Annotated in this window: 16 protein-coding genes, 2 riboswitches and 1 other annotated feature; of the genes, 3 read left to right on the forward strand and 13 right to left on the reverse strand. The window is 35.9% G+C overall.

All coding sequences use genetic code 11. The features are described 5' to 3' along the window. Nucleotides 1-17: 17 nt before the first annotated feature. Complete coding sequence (gltP, locus tag U860_RS0102565; RefSeq protein ID WP_025147287.1) at nt 18-1,292, reverse strand: glutamate/aspartate:proton symporter GltP; 1,275 nt, start codon at nt 1,290-1,292, stop codon at nt 18-20. Between the two features lie 486 nt (nt 1,293-1,778). Here gltP and U860_RS0102570 point away from each other — a divergent pair, with 486 nt between their 5' ends. Both U860_RS0102570 and U860_RS35725 read left to right on the forward strand, forming a co-directional pair. Next, the gene (locus tag U860_RS0102570; RefSeq protein ID WP_029952818.1) at nt 1,779-3,041 is read left to right on the forward strand and encodes a M23 family metallopeptidase; all 1,263 of its coding nucleotides are present in this window, start codon (nt 1,779-1,781) and stop codon (nt 3,039-3,041) included. A 100-nt stretch (nt 3,042-3,141) separates the two neighbouring features. Continuing rightward, nucleotides 3,142-3,303, forward strand: a complete 162-nt coding sequence (locus tag U860_RS35725; protein WP_002171082.1) for a hypothetical protein — start codon at nt 3,142-3,144, stop codon at nt 3,301-3,303. 30 nt (nt 3,304-3,333) lie between these two features. On the opposite strand, the gene U860_RS0102580 is transcribed toward U860_RS35725, so the two are convergent. The 12 genes from U860_RS0102580 to U860_RS0102635 all read right to left on the reverse strand — a co-directional run bounded on the left by U860_RS0102580 (nt 3,334) and on the right by U860_RS0102635 (nt 14,331). Beyond that, on the reverse strand, nt 3,334-4,689 hold the full coding sequence (locus U860_RS0102580) for a sodium-dependent transporter (protein WP_002171081.1): 1,356 nt from the start codon (nt 4,687-4,689) through the stop codon (nt 3,334-3,336). A gap of 111 nt (nt 4,690-4,800) precedes the next feature. Then, nucleotides 4,801-5,048: a binding site (T-box leader), on the reverse strand. 61 nt (nt 5,049-5,109) lie between these two features. Then, on the reverse strand, nt 5,110-5,727 hold the full coding sequence (locus tag U860_RS0102585; RefSeq protein WP_025147288.1) for an NAD(P)-binding protein: 618 nt from the start codon (nt 5,725-5,727) through the stop codon (nt 5,110-5,112). Next, nucleotides 5,702-6,445, reverse strand: a complete 744-nt coding sequence (locus tag U860_RS0102590; protein ID WP_025147289.1) for a sirohydrochlorin chelatase — start codon at nt 6,443-6,445, stop codon at nt 5,702-5,704. The genes U860_RS0102585 and U860_RS0102590 overlap by 26 nt, the downstream gene beginning before the upstream one ends. Nucleotide 6,446: 1 nt before the next feature. Continuing rightward, entirely contained in the window at nt 6,447-7,223 is a 777-nt protein-coding gene (cobA, locus tag U860_RS0102595) for a uroporphyrinogen-III C-methyltransferase (protein WP_025147290.1), read from the reverse strand. 86 nt (nt 7,224-7,309) lie between these two features. After that, complete coding sequence (locus tag U860_RS0102600; protein WP_025147291.1) at nt 7,310-7,510, reverse strand: DUF3906 family protein; 201 nt, start codon at nt 7,508-7,510, stop codon at nt 7,310-7,312. A 10-nt stretch (nt 7,511-7,520) separates the two neighbouring features. Then, on the reverse strand, nt 7,521-9,143 hold the full coding sequence (locus tag U860_RS0102605) for a ferredoxin--nitrite reductase (RefSeq protein ID WP_025147292.1): 1,623 nt from the start codon (nt 9,141-9,143) through the stop codon (nt 7,521-7,523). A gap of 12 nt (nt 9,144-9,155) precedes the next feature. Further along, nucleotides 9,156-9,749 carry an adenylyl-sulfate kinase gene (gene cysC, locus U860_RS0102610; RefSeq protein WP_025147293.1) on the reverse strand — a complete coding sequence of 198 codons (594 nt, stop codon included), beginning with the start codon at nt 9,747-9,749 and terminating at the stop codon, nt 9,156-9,158. Nucleotides 9,750-9,761: 12 nt separating this feature from the next. Beyond that, complete coding sequence (gene sat / locus U860_RS0102615) at nt 9,762-10,898, reverse strand: sulfate adenylyltransferase (protein ID WP_025147294.1); 1,137 nt, start codon at nt 10,896-10,898, stop codon at nt 9,762-9,764. Nucleotides 10,899-10,937: 39 nt separating this feature from the next. After that, nucleotides 10,938-11,642 (reverse strand): phosphoadenylyl-sulfate reductase, encoded by a 705-nt coding sequence (locus tag U860_RS0102620; protein WP_025147295.1) that lies wholly within the window; start codon nt 11,640-11,642, stop codon nt 10,938-10,940. Nucleotides 11,643-11,728: 86 nt separating this feature from the next. Continuing rightward, complete coding sequence (locus tag U860_RS31090; RefSeq protein ID WP_033795361.1) at nt 11,729-11,872, reverse strand: YezD family protein; 144 nt, start codon at nt 11,870-11,872, stop codon at nt 11,729-11,731. A 71-nt stretch (nt 11,873-11,943) separates the two neighbouring features. Further along, nucleotides 11,944-12,052: riboswitch (SAM riboswitch) on the reverse strand. A gap of 117 nt (nt 12,053-12,169) precedes the next feature. Then, nucleotides 12,170-13,486, reverse strand: coding sequence for a diaminopimelate decarboxylase (gene lysA / locus U860_RS0102630; protein ID WP_025147296.1), 1,317 nt, complete (start codon nt 13,484-13,486; stop codon nt 12,170-12,172). Nucleotides 13,487-13,665: 179 nt separating this feature from the next. Then, a riboswitch (Lysine riboswitch) is annotated at nt 13,666-13,847 on the reverse strand. 88 nt (nt 13,848-13,935) lie between these two features. Next, nucleotides 13,936-14,331, reverse strand: coding sequence for a DUF3888 domain-containing protein (locus U860_RS0102635; RefSeq protein ID WP_025147297.1), 396 nt, complete (start codon nt 14,329-14,331; stop codon nt 13,936-13,938). A gap of 261 nt (nt 14,332-14,592) precedes the next feature. Between U860_RS0102635 and U860_RS0102640 the strand changes: the two genes are divergently transcribed. Continuing rightward, a complete protein-coding gene (locus U860_RS0102640; RefSeq protein ID WP_025147298.1) occupies nt 14,593-16,479 on the forward strand; it encodes an LTA synthase family protein in 1,887 nt (628 codons plus the stop codon). Nucleotides 16,480-16,587 lie beyond the last annotated feature (108 nt).

A 16,587-nucleotide genomic window follows, 5' to 3' on the forward strand; every position in this document is an offset into this window, starting at 1 on the left:
AGCTTTATAAATCATAATTAAGCCGCTTGACCCTTTTCAGAAATCTCTTTTAAATAAGCTTGTCCTTTTTCAGCGTCATATTGGCCTTCCCACTTAGACATAACTACAGCTGCTAAAGAGTTACCTACAACGTTAACTGCTGTACGAGCCATATCTAGAATACGGTCAATACCTGCAATAAATGCTAAACCTTCAGCTGGAATACCTACTGTACCAAGTGTCGCTAATAATACAACGAATGATACGCCTGGTACACCCGCGATACCTTTTGATGTAACCATTAGTACAAGTAATAATGTAATTTGTTGTGTAATGGATAAATCAATACCGTACATTTGCGCTAAGAAAATTGCCGCAATTGCTTGATATAAAGTTGATCCATCTAAGTTAAATGAATAACCTGTCGGAATAACGAAAGATGTAATTGCTTTCGGGCAACCGAATTTCTCCATTTTCTCCATAATTTTAGGTAAAACCGTTTCTGAGCTCGCAGTAGAATACGCAAGAATAAGCTCGTCTTTTAAAATTTTAAAGAATTGGAAAATATTAATACCAAATATTTTCGCTGTAAGTCCTAATACAACTACAACGAAGAAGATCATTGCTCCGTATACTACAATTAGTAATTTCCCTAATGGAATTAATGAAGCTAAACCGAATGTAGAAACTGTAACACCAATTAATGCGAATACACCAAATGGTGCAAACTTCATAACTTGGTTCGTTACGTAAAACATTGCGTCTGCTACACCTTGGAAAAATTGTAGAACTGGTTTACCACGTTCACCAATTGCTGCTACACCTAAACCAAATAATACTGAGAAGAAGATAATAGCAAGCATATCACCTTCAGCTAATGATTTCATAATGTTTGTTGGAACAATATTTACAAACGTATCCGCAAACGAATGACTTTGTACTTGCTCTGTTGTAGCTGTATATTTGGAAATATCTGTTTTCGTCAATTTATCCATATCAACGCCTTTTCCAGGTTGGAAAATGTTCGCTATTAATAGACCAACAGCAATTGCAATTGTTGTAATAATTTCAAAGTAAATAAGTGTTTTTCCGCCTAGTCGGCCTAACTTCTTAACATCGCCAACACCAGCAACCCCAACAACAATACTTGCTACAACAATCGGTACAACAATCATCTTAATTAATCGGATGAAAATATCACCAATTGGTTTTAAATAATCTACCACTGCCGGATTGCCAAAGAAAATCGCCCCAACTGCAATACCAAGCGCAAGTCCTATTAAAATTTGCCATGCAAGTCCTATCCTTTTCATACTTGTCGCAACCCCCTCTTTGATGCATTCACTCTACCCTTCTCTTGTTCTATGAAACTAAGAAATTAAGAGTATTACATATTATTCGACAATTCACTACATTTTGTCCCTGTTAAAAATCATAAATCAAAAATTAAAATCTGACAACAAAATAAGTTTGCACGAATACAAATAATTTTCTTGACAAAAACAAAACCCATGTCAGAAAACCTCACATGAGAACGATTCCTCACCAGTGTTTTATGGACTTTTAAAATAATATTTCACTATGTAAAAAAACATTATTTTATCCTTTATTTCCCACTAAAAATAGAGCGTACCTCATCTTTTGCATTCATGAAAATATTAAAGCACAACGACAAACGATACTAAATTCCGACAAAACTTAGCAATTTTATAAAGTTTTCTTTACATTATGATTACAACGATAGACACCCTTCTTCTTCTTATGATATATACATTCATAGGGAAAGGAGCAAGACAACAATGAAAAAGAAATTTGCAGCATTTAGTGTTTTAGCAGCTGGAACGATTTTCGTTTCCCCGTTACTTTCACCCGTATACGCTGAAACGAATGAAAATAAATTATCTAATATTCAATCTGAATTAGAAGGCAAACAAAATGACTTACAAAATAAATCAGCTGAGAAAGAACAAATAGAAAAAGAAATCCAGGAATTACAAAAGAAAATCGACGAATTAACTACTTCTATTAATAAAAACGAAGCTGAATTAAACGATACAAAAAAAGAAATTAGCAAAACACAGCAAGTTATTATTGAAAACAAGAAACATATAGAGCAATTACAAACGAACATAGATACACGTCAGGAAGTTATTAAACAACGACTACAATCTATGCAAGAAAAACCTCGCACAAATATCATTACAGAAGTATTAACAAGTTCTGCAAATATTGCTGATTTAGTTGATAATCTGTACTCCGTAAGTTTAATTTTAAACAACGATACAGATATTGTAAAAAAACAAACAACTGATCAAAATGCCGTGACAACAGAAAAAGAGGCTGTTGAGAAAAAAGAGCAACAACTGAAAGAAGCTGAACAAAAATTAGAGCATAAACAACAAGAGTTACAAAATAACCAACAACAGCAACAAACTCTTATTAACGATCTACATACGAAAGTAGCGAAAGTAGATTCTGAGATTGAAGGATTAGAAGAATCCAAAGGTATTTTAGAAAATCAGCGTCAAGCTGTTCAAAAAGCAATTGAAGAGGAAAAGCGTGCAGAAGAAGCTCGTAAAGCTGAAGAGGCACGTAAGGCTGAAGAAGCTCAGAAACAAGCTACTACATCTGCTCAAGCTGCCCCAACACCACACGATACAAATATCGGTGGATTTATTAAACCAGCGGCCGGATCGAAAACTTCTGGATTTGGCGCACGTTCTTTAGATAACCATAAAGGAATTGACATCGCCGCTTCGGGAACGGTTCCAATTATTGCCTCTGCAGATGGCGTCGTTATCCGTTCAGAATTATCATCTAGTTACGGAAACGTTGTGTACTTATCTCACCGTATAAACGGAAAAACATATACGACAGTATATGCACATATGAGTAGCCGTTCCGTATCGAATGGACAAACTGTAAAACAAGGCGATCAACTTGGATTTATGGGGAATACCGGTCAATCTTATGGACAGCATTTACACTTCGAACTTCACCTTGGAGAATGGAATGTCGGTAAAACAAATGCAGTTGATCCATCTCCTTATATTGGATTATAAAAAACTCGGTGCATACCGAGTTTTTTTACTACCACTTCACACTTTATAGGCATTTCACATAGACTACAACTAAATGCCTATATTTTGCGGGGGGATAAATATGAATACACAATTACAAGAAGAAATAGAAGAAGCTAGAGAAACATACATCGGCCGACTATTTACATTCGGCGGCTCAGTGTTATTTTTAATTGGATCATTTATCGCGGTTGTCACAGCTTATAAAGCATATAATCGCTTATTGAATACATCTACAACATAATAAAAAGACGGAGAAATCTCCGTCTTTTTATTATGCAAACATTTTAAATACGCCTATCGCATTTAAAAATACGATAATTACAGTTACTGGAATTATATAACGTAATAAGAAAAACCAAATATTAAACAATGTTTTCCCTTTCGTTTCCGTAACTTCTAATTCTTTCATTAATAACTCTTTACTCATTTTATTTGGTACGAATAGTGAAATGGCTAGCACCCCTAACGGCAGCAACACATTACTTACCGAAAAATCGACGAAATCAAAGAATGTCTTCCCAAATATTTTCACATCACTCATAACTCCAAACGATAACGCTGATGGAATTCCAACTGCAAAAATAAGAATACCTATTAATAACGATGCTGACGGACGCTTCTTCTCATTATCTTTCGCAACAGATGCTACTACAATTTCAAGCATTGAAATCGCAGATGTTAAAGTCGCAAAGAAGAATAACACTAAAAACATAATAAAGAAAAATTGTCCAAATGGTATTTTTGCAAATACAGCAGGAAGGACGATAAATAGCAGCCCTGGTCCCTCGGTCGGCTTAACTCCTAATGCGAAAATCGCTGGAAAAATCGCTAATCCTGCAAGTACTGTAATAAAAATAGTTAAACTTACAATAGATGTTGCTGATTTCGCTAAATGTTCTTCTTTCTTTAAATACGAGCTATACGTTACCATTACCGAGGCACCTACTGTTAGAGAGAAGAAAGATTGTCCCATCGCATATAAAATCGTATCTGCTGTAAGCTTTGAAAAGTCAGGTTTTAAGAAGAACTCCACTCCAGCAAAAGCACCATCAAGTGTTAACGCACGAACAATGATAGCAATAAATAAAATAAATAATAGCGGCATCATGTACTTACTTGCTTTTTCTATGCCTTTTTCCACACCTTTACTAACAACAAAAATGGTACAAAGCATAAAGATGAATTGCGCTCCAATAGCACTTACTGGATTTGAAATTGTTTCACCAAACAATTGCCCATAATCTACTACTCCGTTCCAGAAGCTACCTGTGACACTATAGTATAAATAAAGTAAAATCCATCCACCTACAACACTATAGAAAGATAGTACGCTAAAACAAGTAACAACTCCCATACGACCAATCCAAGGATATAACTTGCTATTTGGTACTAATAGTTTATAAGCTGTAACCGCCTCTTTTTGAGTACTACGCCCAATAACAAACTCGGCTAGAAGAAGAGGCATACCAATAAATAAAGTTAGTAATAAGAATACAAGGAAGAATGCGCCTCCCCCACCATTACCTGCAACATATGGAAACTTCCATATCGCACCAAGACCTACTGCGGCTCCGGCTGCTGCGAGTACAAAGCCAATTTTCGACGTCCATTGCTGTGTTTCTTTCATCATAATTTCTCCTTTTCTGAATATTTAAACTTTTATTAATTATACACTTTCATTTCATACTCGCACACCTCCTTTAGAAAATAAAAAAGTCCCCTACACGCAAATATGCATGTAGAGGACGATATATGTAATATAAATACCGTGGTACCACCTCAATTGGATTGATAAATCCCACTTGTTCAAGTACAGGAAAATTCCGATACTCTATCCTTTTAACGGCGGAACCCGGGTTGCCTACTGCAATGTTCAGCATACCTCTCGCAAGCCCATTCTGTATATTTTATCGTACCGGGCTCACACCTTCCCCCAGCTCTCTGAACGCATCAAATATACGTACTCTTCTTGCTCATCGATTTCATCTATTGAAGTTACTTGTGATTATAAATTATATTCTTATAGTTGTAAAGTACAATTTACTCATTATCCTATATGAACTTTTCTCTCTAATTCTTGTAAAAACAATTCTCTTTTTTGTTCATTTTGAACATATACCGCCTTTAATACTTCTTGTAATAATATATTTCTCTGCCGCTTCTCTACTTGTAATTCTTTCACTCTTATTCTTACTTCATATAAAAAATCAAGATACGCTTCATACGTCTCATCATATTTATTTGCGATATCATCACGAATTTTTTTCGCAAGTTTCGGGCTTGCTCCGCCTGTAGAAACAGCTACATTAAGTAGCCCACGATGAAACGCTGCTGGAAAATGAACATTTCCACTTTCCGGATTCGTAATAACATTTACCAATTGATTCACTGCAGCATCTTCAGCAATTTGTTCATTTAGTACCGAATCGCTAGTCGCCGCGACTACTAAAAAAGCATCTTTAATATCACTTTTTTCATATTCCCTTTGATACCAACGAATTTGCTTTTCTTCTACAAATTTTACTAAATTCACATCTAACTCTGTACTTACCACAACGATATCCGCACCTTGTTTTAGTAAAGGAATAATTTTAAATCCTGCTACTTTTCCCCCACCAATGACAACAACACGTTTCTTATCAACTCGCACTGTAAGTGGATACATATTGACCTCCCTTCAATATTTCCTCTGTTTTCTGAATTAACATATCTCGAAACGCTACATTCTTCCCTAAATATGGACTTGTTTTTATCTCTTCCGACTCATATTGACGCACTTCTTTCTCAATATGTTTCATGAGCAAGCCTGTAAATAATAAGTAAGGTAACACAACAATGTTCCGTTCTTTTTGTTCTACAATTTCTTTCAACTTCTCATCAAACTTTGGCTCCGCGGCTGCTAAATAACAAACTTCCACCTTTATAATGTTCTTTTCTTTTTGAAATAAAGAAGAAATCCACTTTATATCTTGTAAAGTTTGAGGATCACTACTTCCTCGTGCAACGAGCAAAAGTGTTACTTCTTCTTTAATACCCATTCCGTTATATACCGCCTTTACAAGCACTTCTGATACACCAAATGGATTACCATGAACTATTTTAATATTCGGATATTGATCGTTTAACCTTTGTAATTCAAGCGGAATATCTTCCTTCACATGTCCTGCCGCTAATAAAAAAACAGGGATCGCGACAATCTCTGTAGCACCACGCTTCACACATGTACGAAATCCTTCATCAATAGATGGACTTGCTAGCTCTAAAAAACAAACTTCTTGAATATTTGCCTCTACACGGCTCATACATGATGTAATAAATTGAATTGCTTCTTCTTTTGCCGCTTTCAAACGGCTTCCGTGACATATATATAAGACAGCTTTCATATCACAACACTCCGCTTACTTGATATGCATTTTCCGTTTGCTTCTCAAACCAATGTATCTTTTCTCTAAAACGGACAACTTCTCCAATAACAATCATACTTGGATTTTGAATTTGTTCTTTTTTAGCAACTTCTACTATCGTTCCTAACGTCCCTGTAACCGTACGTTGCATAGATGTCGTCCCCCACTCAATAATAGCAGCAGGTGTATTCTTTTCTTTTCCGTACTTTATAAGTTGTTCACATATGTAGGGTAAATTACTAACCCCCATATAGACAGCTAATGTATCTACACCTTTCGCTAAGTTCTCCCATTTCACTTCTTCCTCAGCACCTTCTTTTCTATGCCCCGTCACAACGGCAAAACTTGCACTTGCATCGCGATGCGTCACTGGAATGCCAGCATAAGCAGGAGCAGCTATGCCCGCTGAGATGCCAGGAATAATTTCAAATGAGATACCTTGCTTTGCCAATGCTTCAGCTTCTTCTCCACCTCTTCCAAATACAAATGGATCCCCGCCCTTTAGTCTCGTTACAACTTTTCCTTTTTTCGCATATTTAACAAGAAATGTGTTAATCGTCTCTTGCTTCATCGTGTGATAATTTGGGAGTTTCCCGCAATAAATTAAATCCGCTTCAGGCTTTGCATAAGAAAGCAATTCTTTATTTACAAGACGGTCGTACAATATAACATCAGCCTTCTCGATGCATCTCAACCCTTTAACAGTAATTAAATCCGGATCACCAGGACCCGCCCCGACGATATAAACCTTCCCCATCATCTCTCCTCATTTCTATTATTAAAATGAAACTTCCATCCTTATACACGAATGGAAGTTACTACTATTTTGTATTACAATGTTCCCTACTCATAAATAACAAACGCCGCTCCTTTTCGAATCTTCTTTTTTTCATATAAGGAGATTTCTTTCACTTCTGGTAGCGGTAAAAAATACTTTTCCAGCTCTATTTCCGCAAGCTTAAACGCTTGCTCTTCACTTTGAGCAACAACGACTATAGGAACAACACTATTCACTAATACAGCTTCAAATCGATATAAATCCATATTGTCCCTCCTAAGACGCTATTACTTCTTCTAATACGCGATTTAGTACAATTTGTAATTCTTCCACTCCAACACGTCCTACGAAATCATAAAACGTTTCGGCTAGTAATTTATTCTTTTGGAAATAACGTAAAAAGGACACGAGAACATCCGGTAAATCTTCACCATCTATTTTCCCTTTTAATTTTTCGTTATACGCTCCGCCATCCAATAGCGTTCCGCCCACATATATTTCAAATGCCTCAACGATTCCCTTTTCCTTTGTTTTCAGTTTTACTCCTTGCAAACCAATATCAGCAATTTGACGTTGACCACAGGAGTTCGGGCATCCTACCATATGAATTCGAACCGGAACATCAAGTGCAATTTGTGTATCTAAGTATTCTGCGATTTTGCGTAATCTTTCTTTCGTTTCTACTAATGCAAGATTACAATACTCAATACCAGTACATGAAACCGCATGACCGATAAACGATTTCGGGTTTGCAGAAATTGCTTCAAACAACGGTTCACTTAATAATCCTTCAACATTTTCTGGCGGAACATTCGGAATAATGAGGTTTTGTGAGTTACAAGTACGAATTTGTCCATTTCCATATTGCTTTGCAATTCTTGCAATCTCAAACATCTCTTCTGCATGTAAACGCCCTACCGGCACATTAAAACCGACATATTTTAATCCTTCTTGTTTTTGATCTTGTACGCCATAAAAATACCCGGCATTCCATCCTTTGAGCGCACTTTCTCCTTTACTTTGCAAGGGTCCTGTGTATTCTACTAGTTTCTCTTTAAATTTCTCAGCTCCCCAGTCAGCAACAAGAAATTTCAAACGTGCTAAATGGCGTTTTTCGCGATATCCAAAATCACGGAATATAGTAGCAATTGCAATCGCTACGGCCTTTACTTCTTCTGGTAAAACGAATACATCTAATTCTTCCGCTAAGTAAGGGCGCGCAGATAATCCTCCGCCTACTTTTATATGAAAACCAACTTTTTTCTCACCATCTATTTCTTTCGTAGCAGGTGTAAATGCCACACAGTTAATTTCAGCATTTGCCGAATTATAAATGTTAGAACTAATAGACATTTTAAATTTACGTGGAAGATTAGAAAACTCTTCATTATGTTGGAAATAATCGTATATTTCTTTCACAATCAACGTTGTATCAAATAGTTCATTCGCATCAATTCCAGCAAGTGGATTCCCTGTAATATTACGCGTAATATCACCACACGCACCCGCTGAAGATAAACCAACTCTCGCTAACCTTTTAAAAATATCCGGAATTTGCCCAATTTCTAGCCAATGAAACTGAATCGCCTGTCTCGTCGTAATATCTAACACATCACGCCCATAGTCTTCAGCGATTGAAGCAAGTGCTTCTGCCTGTGCATTTGTAATAATCCCAGAAGGAATATTAACACGCATCATAAAATAGCCAGCTTCTTTCGGTCGTTGCAAATACAATCCGGCCCATTTAAAGGAGTCCCACTCTTCTTTCGGAATAGATTCAAATCCATTTTCCGCATAGTAAGGAATATCATTAAAGATTTCCAAACCATCTTTTTTCAATTTGTTTTTCTCAGTCTGATTTAATTTTTCATTATTAGCCCATACTTTTTCATAACTCATTTTTAAATCCCCCTATATAAAGCTACGCTCTTGTAAGTACTTCACGATTTGTTCTGCACATTCTTCAATAGAATACTTGTGCGTTTCTACAATTAATTCTGCTTGTTCCGGTTCCTCATACGGTGAATCAATACCAGTAAACTGTTTAATATCACCTTTTCTCGCCTTTTTATACAGACCTTTCGGATCACGTTTCTCACACTCTTCAATTGGACACTGCACAAAGACTTCAATAAACTCATCTGCCGCTAATAGATCTCTAACTTGTTTTCGATCTACTCGAAATGGTGAAATGAACGCTGTAATGACAACAGTACCTTGATCTACAAATAGCTTCGCCACTTCGCCAATACGTCTTATATTTTCCATACGATCACTTTCAGAAAAACCTAAGTCTTTATTTAAACCGTGGCGAATATTATCCCCATCTAACACATAATTTCCAATATTCTTTCCAAATAGTTTACGAGCAACCGCATTGGCTACTGTAGATTTACCCGAAGCTGATAAACCAGTAAACCAAACTACAAAACTGTGATGCCCATTCTTCACTCTTCTCTCATCTTTTGAAACCGAAGCTGTATGCCAAGTAATATTCGTATCCATCTCGTTCTCTCCCTATTCTGTTACTACTTCTTTTTTCAAACCTTTCATTAGCACTTCCACTACTTCTTTACGACTAAATGTACTTGGCGGAATCTCACCATTTCTTAACATTTCTCTTACTTTCGTACCTGATAAAATGACGTGGTCTTCTTTTCCGTGCGGACATGTTTTCGTTGAAGCCATCGCTTCACATTTGATGCAATAAAAACTATGTTCAAAAAATAACGGCGTAATCCCTAACTCTTCTACTGTAAAATTCTTAAAGATGTCCTGCGCTTCATACGTTCCGTAATAATCTCCTACTCCTGCATGATCACGCCCGACAATAAAGTGAGTACAGCCAAAATTCTTTCTTACTAATGCATGAAATATCGCTTCACGTGGACCTGCATATCGCATCGCTGCAGGAAATACCCCTAAGAAAACACGATCTTTTGGATAATAATTCTGTAGTAATAATTCATAACTTTCCATCCTCACATCAGCAGGAATATCATCTGATTTCGTTTCACCAACGAGCGGGTTTAAAAAGAGACCATCGACAATTTCAAGTGCAGATTTTTGAATATATTCATGCGCACGATGTACAGGATTGCGTGTTTGGAACCCAACTACCGTTTTCCATCCACGCTTTTTAAATTCCGCTCTTGTTTCGATTGGATCTAAATGATAAGAAGCAAACTGATCATTTTCAGAGCGTTGTATTAAAATAATAGCGCCTCCAACGTAAACGTTCGGCCGATCATACAATTTTTTCACCCCTGGATGAGCCTCATCCGTCGTTTTATATACGAGTAACGCCTCTTTTTCTTTATCAGGTACAAAAATATCTTCTATTTGAATAACACCATATACAGTTCCACCTTTAACAAGCTTTACTTCTTCTCCAACTTTCAATCTTTCTGCTTCTTCTTCCGTTACTGGTAATGCAATCGGTATACTCCAAACACTACCGTTTACTAAACGAAGCGTTTCTACAACTGAGTCATAATCTCTCTTCCCTAAAAATCCTGTAAGAGGGCTATATCCTCCTGTCGCCAAAAGTTCTAAATCACTAAGTGCAATTTTGTCTAGCTCGATTTCTTTTACAATGTTCGATATGTCATATGTTTCATCAATACGGTTTACTAATTCATTTGTTGTACTCATCTTTTTATATCCCTTCTTAGCTTTATTTCAAAATCTATCTCATTGAAAGTGAAGTCCGCATTCTGTCTTCATTTTCCCAGCCCATCTTCCATCTCTTGAGTCGCCACCATCTCCTACAGGCAATGTACATTTCTCACACCCAATACTCGGATAGCCAACATCATGTAGCGGATTATATGGCAAACTATGTTTGTATACATATCGCCAAACTTCTTTCCAAGTCCAATGAATGAGCGGACAAACTTTAATAGATTGAAAACGACGATCTTGATTTATAAACTGTGTGTGCTTACGCGTTTCTGATTGTTCCCTTCTCAAGCCTGATATCCACGCTTTTTCGACTGCTAATGATTTTTCTAACGGTAAAATTTTTCTAATATTACAACAAAGATTCGGATTACTTTCCCATAATTTCTCTCCATGAAGCTTCGCCTGTTCTTCAAGTGTAAACTCAGGCTGTTTTTCTATAATATTTAATGAAGGAAATCTCTCACGTACCTTTTTAATTAATTCGTACGTTTCTTGAAAATGAACATTTGTATCTAAAAATACAACTTTAGCAGATGGATTTACTTGGTTTATAAGGTGCAATAAAACCATTCCCTCCACTCCAAAGCTACATGCATATACAATTTCATCTTTATACTCTCTATAAGCCCAGCTTAATACCGATAACGCACCCTTCGTTTCATCTTCTTCAGAAAATGAAACACTATTTTCTTCCCACGTTTCGTACGTCAACATGTTTTTTCCCCCTGTAACAGCAAAAAGACGGTTTTAACCTAATAAAATAGATTAAAACCGCCTCTAGTTTTTCTAGTCAGCGCTTTTTACTTTAAACGGACTTTTTCACTTTTTTCCAATTGAATCACTTTTCCATCTTGCACAACAATTGTAATTGAACCATATTTCATATCAACAAGCATCGTTTGAATTTTTTCGGATACTTCATCAAAATGTTCCCGTACTCCCACGCAAACAGCCCCCTTTTTATTCATAAAAAAAATCTTTCCCATTTCGAAAAGACTGTTCGGTAATATATTTTACCTTATCTTTCAAAATGGATTCCATTTTGCTGGATTTAGCACCTTGCTTTCTATAAGCAGGTTGCCGAGCTTCATAGGGCCAGTTCCCTCCACTTCTCTTGATAAGCTTTGTATTTGTATTTTATCACAATTCTGATTTTTTTCAATCCTAGTTTTCCGATATATTTTAATTATTTTATTTTTTTAAAAAGGAATTGCCCACCCTGAGCAATTCCTTTTTCACATTTAAACAAGCTCTTTAATACGTATGCGATCGTTCCCAATAATATTTTCATATGTTTCACGTTCTACAACAATTTGTGACGTCCCGCCTTTTGCAAAGACTACAGCTGGTCTACGAATACGATTATAATTATTAGCCATCGAGTAGCCATACGCACCCGTACAAGAAATCGCTAGTAAATCAGAAGAGGCAACTTTCGGGAGATCAATATCCCAAATAAGCATATCTCCACTTTCACAGCATTTCCCAGCAATCGAAACGAGTTCCTCATTTTCATCATTCCCTCGATTCGCCAACATCGCCTCATAACGAGCTCCATATAGAGCCGGTCTTAAATTATCCGTCATCCCACCATCGACTGAAACATATTTCCGAATACCAGGAATCTCTTTCACTGCTCCGACTGTATAAATTGTTGTTCCGGCATCACCTACGATACTACGGCCTGGTTCAATCCATATTTCCGGAAGCGGATATTCACATAATGTAAACTGCTCTCTCACCGTACTTGTTACAGCGTGCACATACGTTTCAAGTGTTAACGGTGTATCAGACTCCGTATAACGTATACCGAAACCTCCGCCCACATTCAATACTTTCACTACATAGTTTGTTCGCTCTCTCACTTCTTCTAAAAATTGACGTAGTACTTCAATTGCTCGAACAAAACCAGCCGTTTCAAATATTTGTGATCCAATGTGCGAATGAATTCCTAATACATTATAATTTGATTTTTGCAAGGCAAGCTCAATTGCCTGCATCGCTTGACCATTTGAAACACCAAATCCAAATTTCGAATCATCTTGCCCTGTTGTTATATATTCGTGTGTATGTGCCTCTACTCCAGGCGTTACACGGATTAATATGTTCACAAATTTCCCATGTTGAATCGCTAAGTCATGTAAAATTTCTAATTCTAAGAAATTATCTACTACAAAACAACCGATATTTGCCTGAAGAGCCATAATAATTTCTTCTTCTGTTTTATTATTTCCATGAAAATGAATACGAGATGCCGGAAAACCTGCTTGGAGCGCAGTATATAATTCCCCTCCAGAAACAACATCTAAAGACATATTCTCTTCACGAGCCACTCGGCACATCTCCATGCACAAGAACGCCTTGCTTGCATATGCTACTTGATAAGAGAAACCACTTCCTTTAAAAGCACGATGAAACGTACGACAATTCTCTCTAATAAACTCTTCATCGTATACATAAAGTGGTGTTCCGTATTGTTTTGCTAGCTGCGTCGTATCGCACCCTCCAATTTCTAAGTGTCCTTGCCCATTGATTCGGCTTGTGCCGTGTAAATACATTTGAATTCCTCCCTTATTTCCTCTAAAACTCATAACCCCAATCTTCTATTCATTGCAGCACGCTTTTAGATAGACAAAAAACGCGCGGAACAATGTTCACACGCGTTTCTTATTAGGAAAAATATATATTGAAAAAATAAACGAGTTGTTATCTTCTCAAATAAGAAACCGCATCAACATCTCCAAATAGCTCTCCATAAAATAAATCTTATGACAGTACTACATTTATTCAATGCAGTCCCAATATATGAATAACGTGGTCATTCTTATATTTCGGCAATAGTCCCTTTCAACCTATGATCACAGATTCCACTAAATCTCCCATAGCTTACTCTTTCCTATCGCGGCCTCTACCTTTGAGAGTAGATGAGGTAAGTCTATTTAATTTTCAAACATCTAATGTTGCTATTAACAATACCAAAGGAACATTTTATTTGTCAAACAATTTTTCAAATTGTTTTTTTACAGTTTAATTTGGTGTCATTTGGTAAACGTTTTACTACAACCTTTGTTACTTCCCATTCGCCTTCCTCATTATTAAACGTAATTGTTACTTTTTCAAATGGCGGAGCAATTTTCCCACCAACTCGTTCATATTTCGTTACTTCGATAACTGCTTGAAATAAATATGTACCACTATACATTTTTTTTAAGCTAATAATTCTCGGACACTCATATGGTTTCAAGCCCCCATACTGTTTTTCAATCGCTCTATTTATTTTTGGAAATAAAACAGAATAAAGCGCATCTTCCATGAGCGGCGTATCATATTGTGCTACTGATATATTCGGTGAAGCAAAAAACATAAAACCACTGCATACTATAACGTATAATAAATTTCGCATTATAACCTCCGCATCATTACGCAATACTTTCTATGTTTAGCAAATGATAATAATCATACATAGAAATTTCATTTTATTGTCTCCCACTTCCCTTTTTCTACTCAATTGTTGCAAAAAAAGCCCACAATCCTCTTTTATTTTCGTATAATGATACTCATAGTATAATAATCATAATAATAAAGGACTGTTCGTATATATAAAGTGAGGATAACTGCAATTAACTTCACAAGAACTGTCATGCTTTCAGGAGAGGAGTATATTATGCTACAACATCTGTTTCCAAAATTACGATTTGCACTCGTTGCAGTCGTTTTATTATGGATTAAAACATATATTGTGTACAAGCTAGCATTTGATATTAAAATTGATAACTTCTTTGAAGAATTTATGCTTTTTATTAATCCACTAGCTTCATTACTTTTATTTTTCGGTTTAGCTTTACTTGCATCTAAGTACCGAAATCGAATTATTATTGTAATTAGTTTTATACTGTCATTTATTTTATTTGGAAATGCAATGTTTTACGGGTTCTATAACGATTTTGTTACATTCCCTGTTTTATTCCAAACAAATAACATGGCTGATTTAGGAACGAGCATTAAAGAGCTCTTTACGTACAAAACATTACTTTTATTTGCAGATACAATTATTTTAATGTTTATTTCACGTAAATTCCCATCATTTTGTGATACAACGCCACTTTCTCGTTCTGAGAAGCGAACTTTCTTTAGTGGTGTAACAGCGCTATTAGCACTGCAAATTGCTGTTTCAGTTATTTATAAACCACAAATGTTCTCACGCTCATTTGATCGTCAAACTGTCGTGAAAAATTTAGGTTTATACACATATCATCTATTTGATATTACACTTCAATCCAAATCTTCGGCTGAACGTGTATTTGCAAGCGGAGATGGATTTTCAGAAATTAAAAACTATGTAGACGCAAAAGATAAGCAGGTTGATAAAAACTTATTCGGAGCTGCAAAAGGTAAAAATGTAATTTTAATTTCAATGGAATCTACACAAAGTTTTGTTATTAATAAAAAAATAAATGGGAAAGAGATTACACCATTTTTAAATCAGTTTATAAAAGATAGTTTTTACTTCGATAACTTCTATCATCAAACAGGACAAGGTAAAACTTCTGATGCTGAATTTATCGTGGAAAACTCCCTTTATCCATTAGACCGTGGCTCTGTATTCTTTACTCATGCTAACAATGAATATACCGCGACACCAGAGCAATTAAAAAAATACGGTTATTATTCTGCGGTTTTCCATTCAAACGATAAAACATTTTGGAATCGTGATGTAATGTATCCTGCACTTGGATATGATCGTTATTTTAATTTAAATGATTACGTAGGCACTGAACAAATGTCTGTCGGTTGGGGATTAAAAGATAAAGAGTTCTTTGAACAATCTATTCCAAAGTTAAAATCTTTACCGCAACCGTTCTATACAAAATTTATTACTTTAACAAATCATTTTCCATTTATTCTAAGTCCAGAAGATAAATATGTTGATGAGTTTAATTCGGAAAGCGGTGTTCTAAACCGCTATTTCCCAACGGTCCGCTACACGGATGAAGCTCTTAAATTATTCATTAATCAATTGAAAGAAGAAGGGTTATACGATAATTCCGTTATTGTCATTTATGGTGATCATTATGGTATTTCTGAAAACCATAATGCAGCTATGGCTCAATTCCTTGGGAAAGACGCTATTACACCGTTTGATTCTATGCAATTACAACGCGTCCCCCTCATCATTCATGTACCTGGTCAAGAAGGAAAAGTCATTTCTAAAGTATCAGGACAAATTGATATTAAACCAACGCTTCTTCATTTACTTGGTATTAAAACAAATCAATCAATTGAATTTGGAACTGACTTATTTATAAAAGAAAAGGATCCACTTATGGTAATGCGCGATGGTAGTTTTGTAACAGAAGATTATGTTTATACAAAAAATATATGCTACAAAAGAAGCTCAGGTGAAGAGGCTGACATAGCACTATGCCAGCCATATATCGAAAAAGCCAAAACAGAATTAAAATTCTCCGACAAACTGATTTATGGAGATTTATTACGATTTGATCCTAACAATCGATATAAAACTGGAACGATGACAACGAAATTCGAATAAGGTGAGAAGCAACTTTATGAAAAGTTGCTTCTTTTTTTCTTACGCTTCAAATCTTTCACAAATTGGGAATTTCTTTCGTACGAAGAAGAAATTTATGGTATGATAAAA

Origin of the sequence: Bacillus sp. H1a, from assembly GCF_000633475.1 — a bacterium.
GTDB lineage: Bacteria > Bacillota > Bacilli > Bacillales > Bacillaceae_G > Bacillus_A > Bacillus_A paramycoides.

What these genes read in the sequence shown, in the direction of transcription:
- gltP (WP_025147287.1), bottom strand. Translation starts at nt 1,292, where the DNA reads ATGAAAAGGATAGGACTTGCATGGCAAATTTTAATAGGACTTGCGCTT.
- U860_RS0102570 (WP_029952818.1), top strand. Translation starts at nt 1,779, where the DNA reads ATGAAAAAGAAATTTGCAGCATTTAGTGTTTTAGCAGCTGGAACGATT.
- U860_RS35725 (WP_002171082.1), top strand. Translation starts at nt 3,142, where the DNA reads ATGAATACACAATTACAAGAAGAAATAGAAGAAGCTAGAGAAACATAC.
- U860_RS0102580 (WP_002171081.1), bottom strand. Translation starts at nt 4,689, where the DNA reads ATGAAAGAAACACAGCAATGGACGTCGAAAATTGGCTTTGTACTCGCA.
- U860_RS0102585 (WP_025147288.1), bottom strand. Translation starts at nt 5,727, where the DNA reads ATGTATCCACTTACAGTGCGAGTTGATAAGAAACGTGTTGTTGTCATT.
- U860_RS0102590 (WP_025147289.1), bottom strand. Translation starts at nt 6,445, where the DNA reads ATGAAAGCTGTCTTATATATATGTCACGGAAGCCGTTTGAAAGCGGCA.
- cobA (WP_025147290.1), bottom strand. Translation starts at nt 7,223, where the DNA reads ATGGGGAAGGTTTATATCGTCGGGGCGGGTCCTGGTGATCCGGATTTA.
- U860_RS0102600 (WP_025147291.1), bottom strand. Translation starts at nt 7,510, where the DNA reads ATGGATTTATATCGATTTGAAGCTGTATTAGTGAATAGTGTTGTTCCT.
- U860_RS0102605 (WP_025147292.1), bottom strand. Translation starts at nt 9,143, where the DNA reads ATGAGTTATGAAAAAGTATGGGCTAATAATGAAAAATTAAATCAGACT.
- cysC (WP_025147293.1), bottom strand. Translation starts at nt 9,749, where the DNA reads ATGGATACGAATATTACTTGGCATACAGCTTCGGTTTCAAAAGATGAG.
- sat (WP_025147294.1), bottom strand. Translation starts at nt 10,898, where the DNA reads ATGAGTACAACAAATGAATTAGTAAACCGTATTGATGAAACATATGAC.
- U860_RS0102620 (WP_025147295.1), bottom strand. Translation starts at nt 11,642, where the DNA reads ATGTTGACGTACGAAACGTGGGAAGAAAATAGTGTTTCATTTTCTGAA.
- lysA (WP_025147296.1), bottom strand. Translation starts at nt 13,486, where the DNA reads ATGTATTTACACGGCACAAGCCGAATCAATGGGCAAGGACACTTAGAA.
- U860_RS0102635 (WP_025147297.1), bottom strand. Translation starts at nt 14,331, where the DNA reads ATGCGAAATTTATTATACGTTATAGTATGCAGTGGTTTTATGTTTTTT.
- U860_RS0102640 (WP_025147298.1), top strand. Translation starts at nt 14,593, where the DNA reads ATGCTACAACATCTGTTTCCAAAATTACGATTTGCACTCGTTGCAGTC.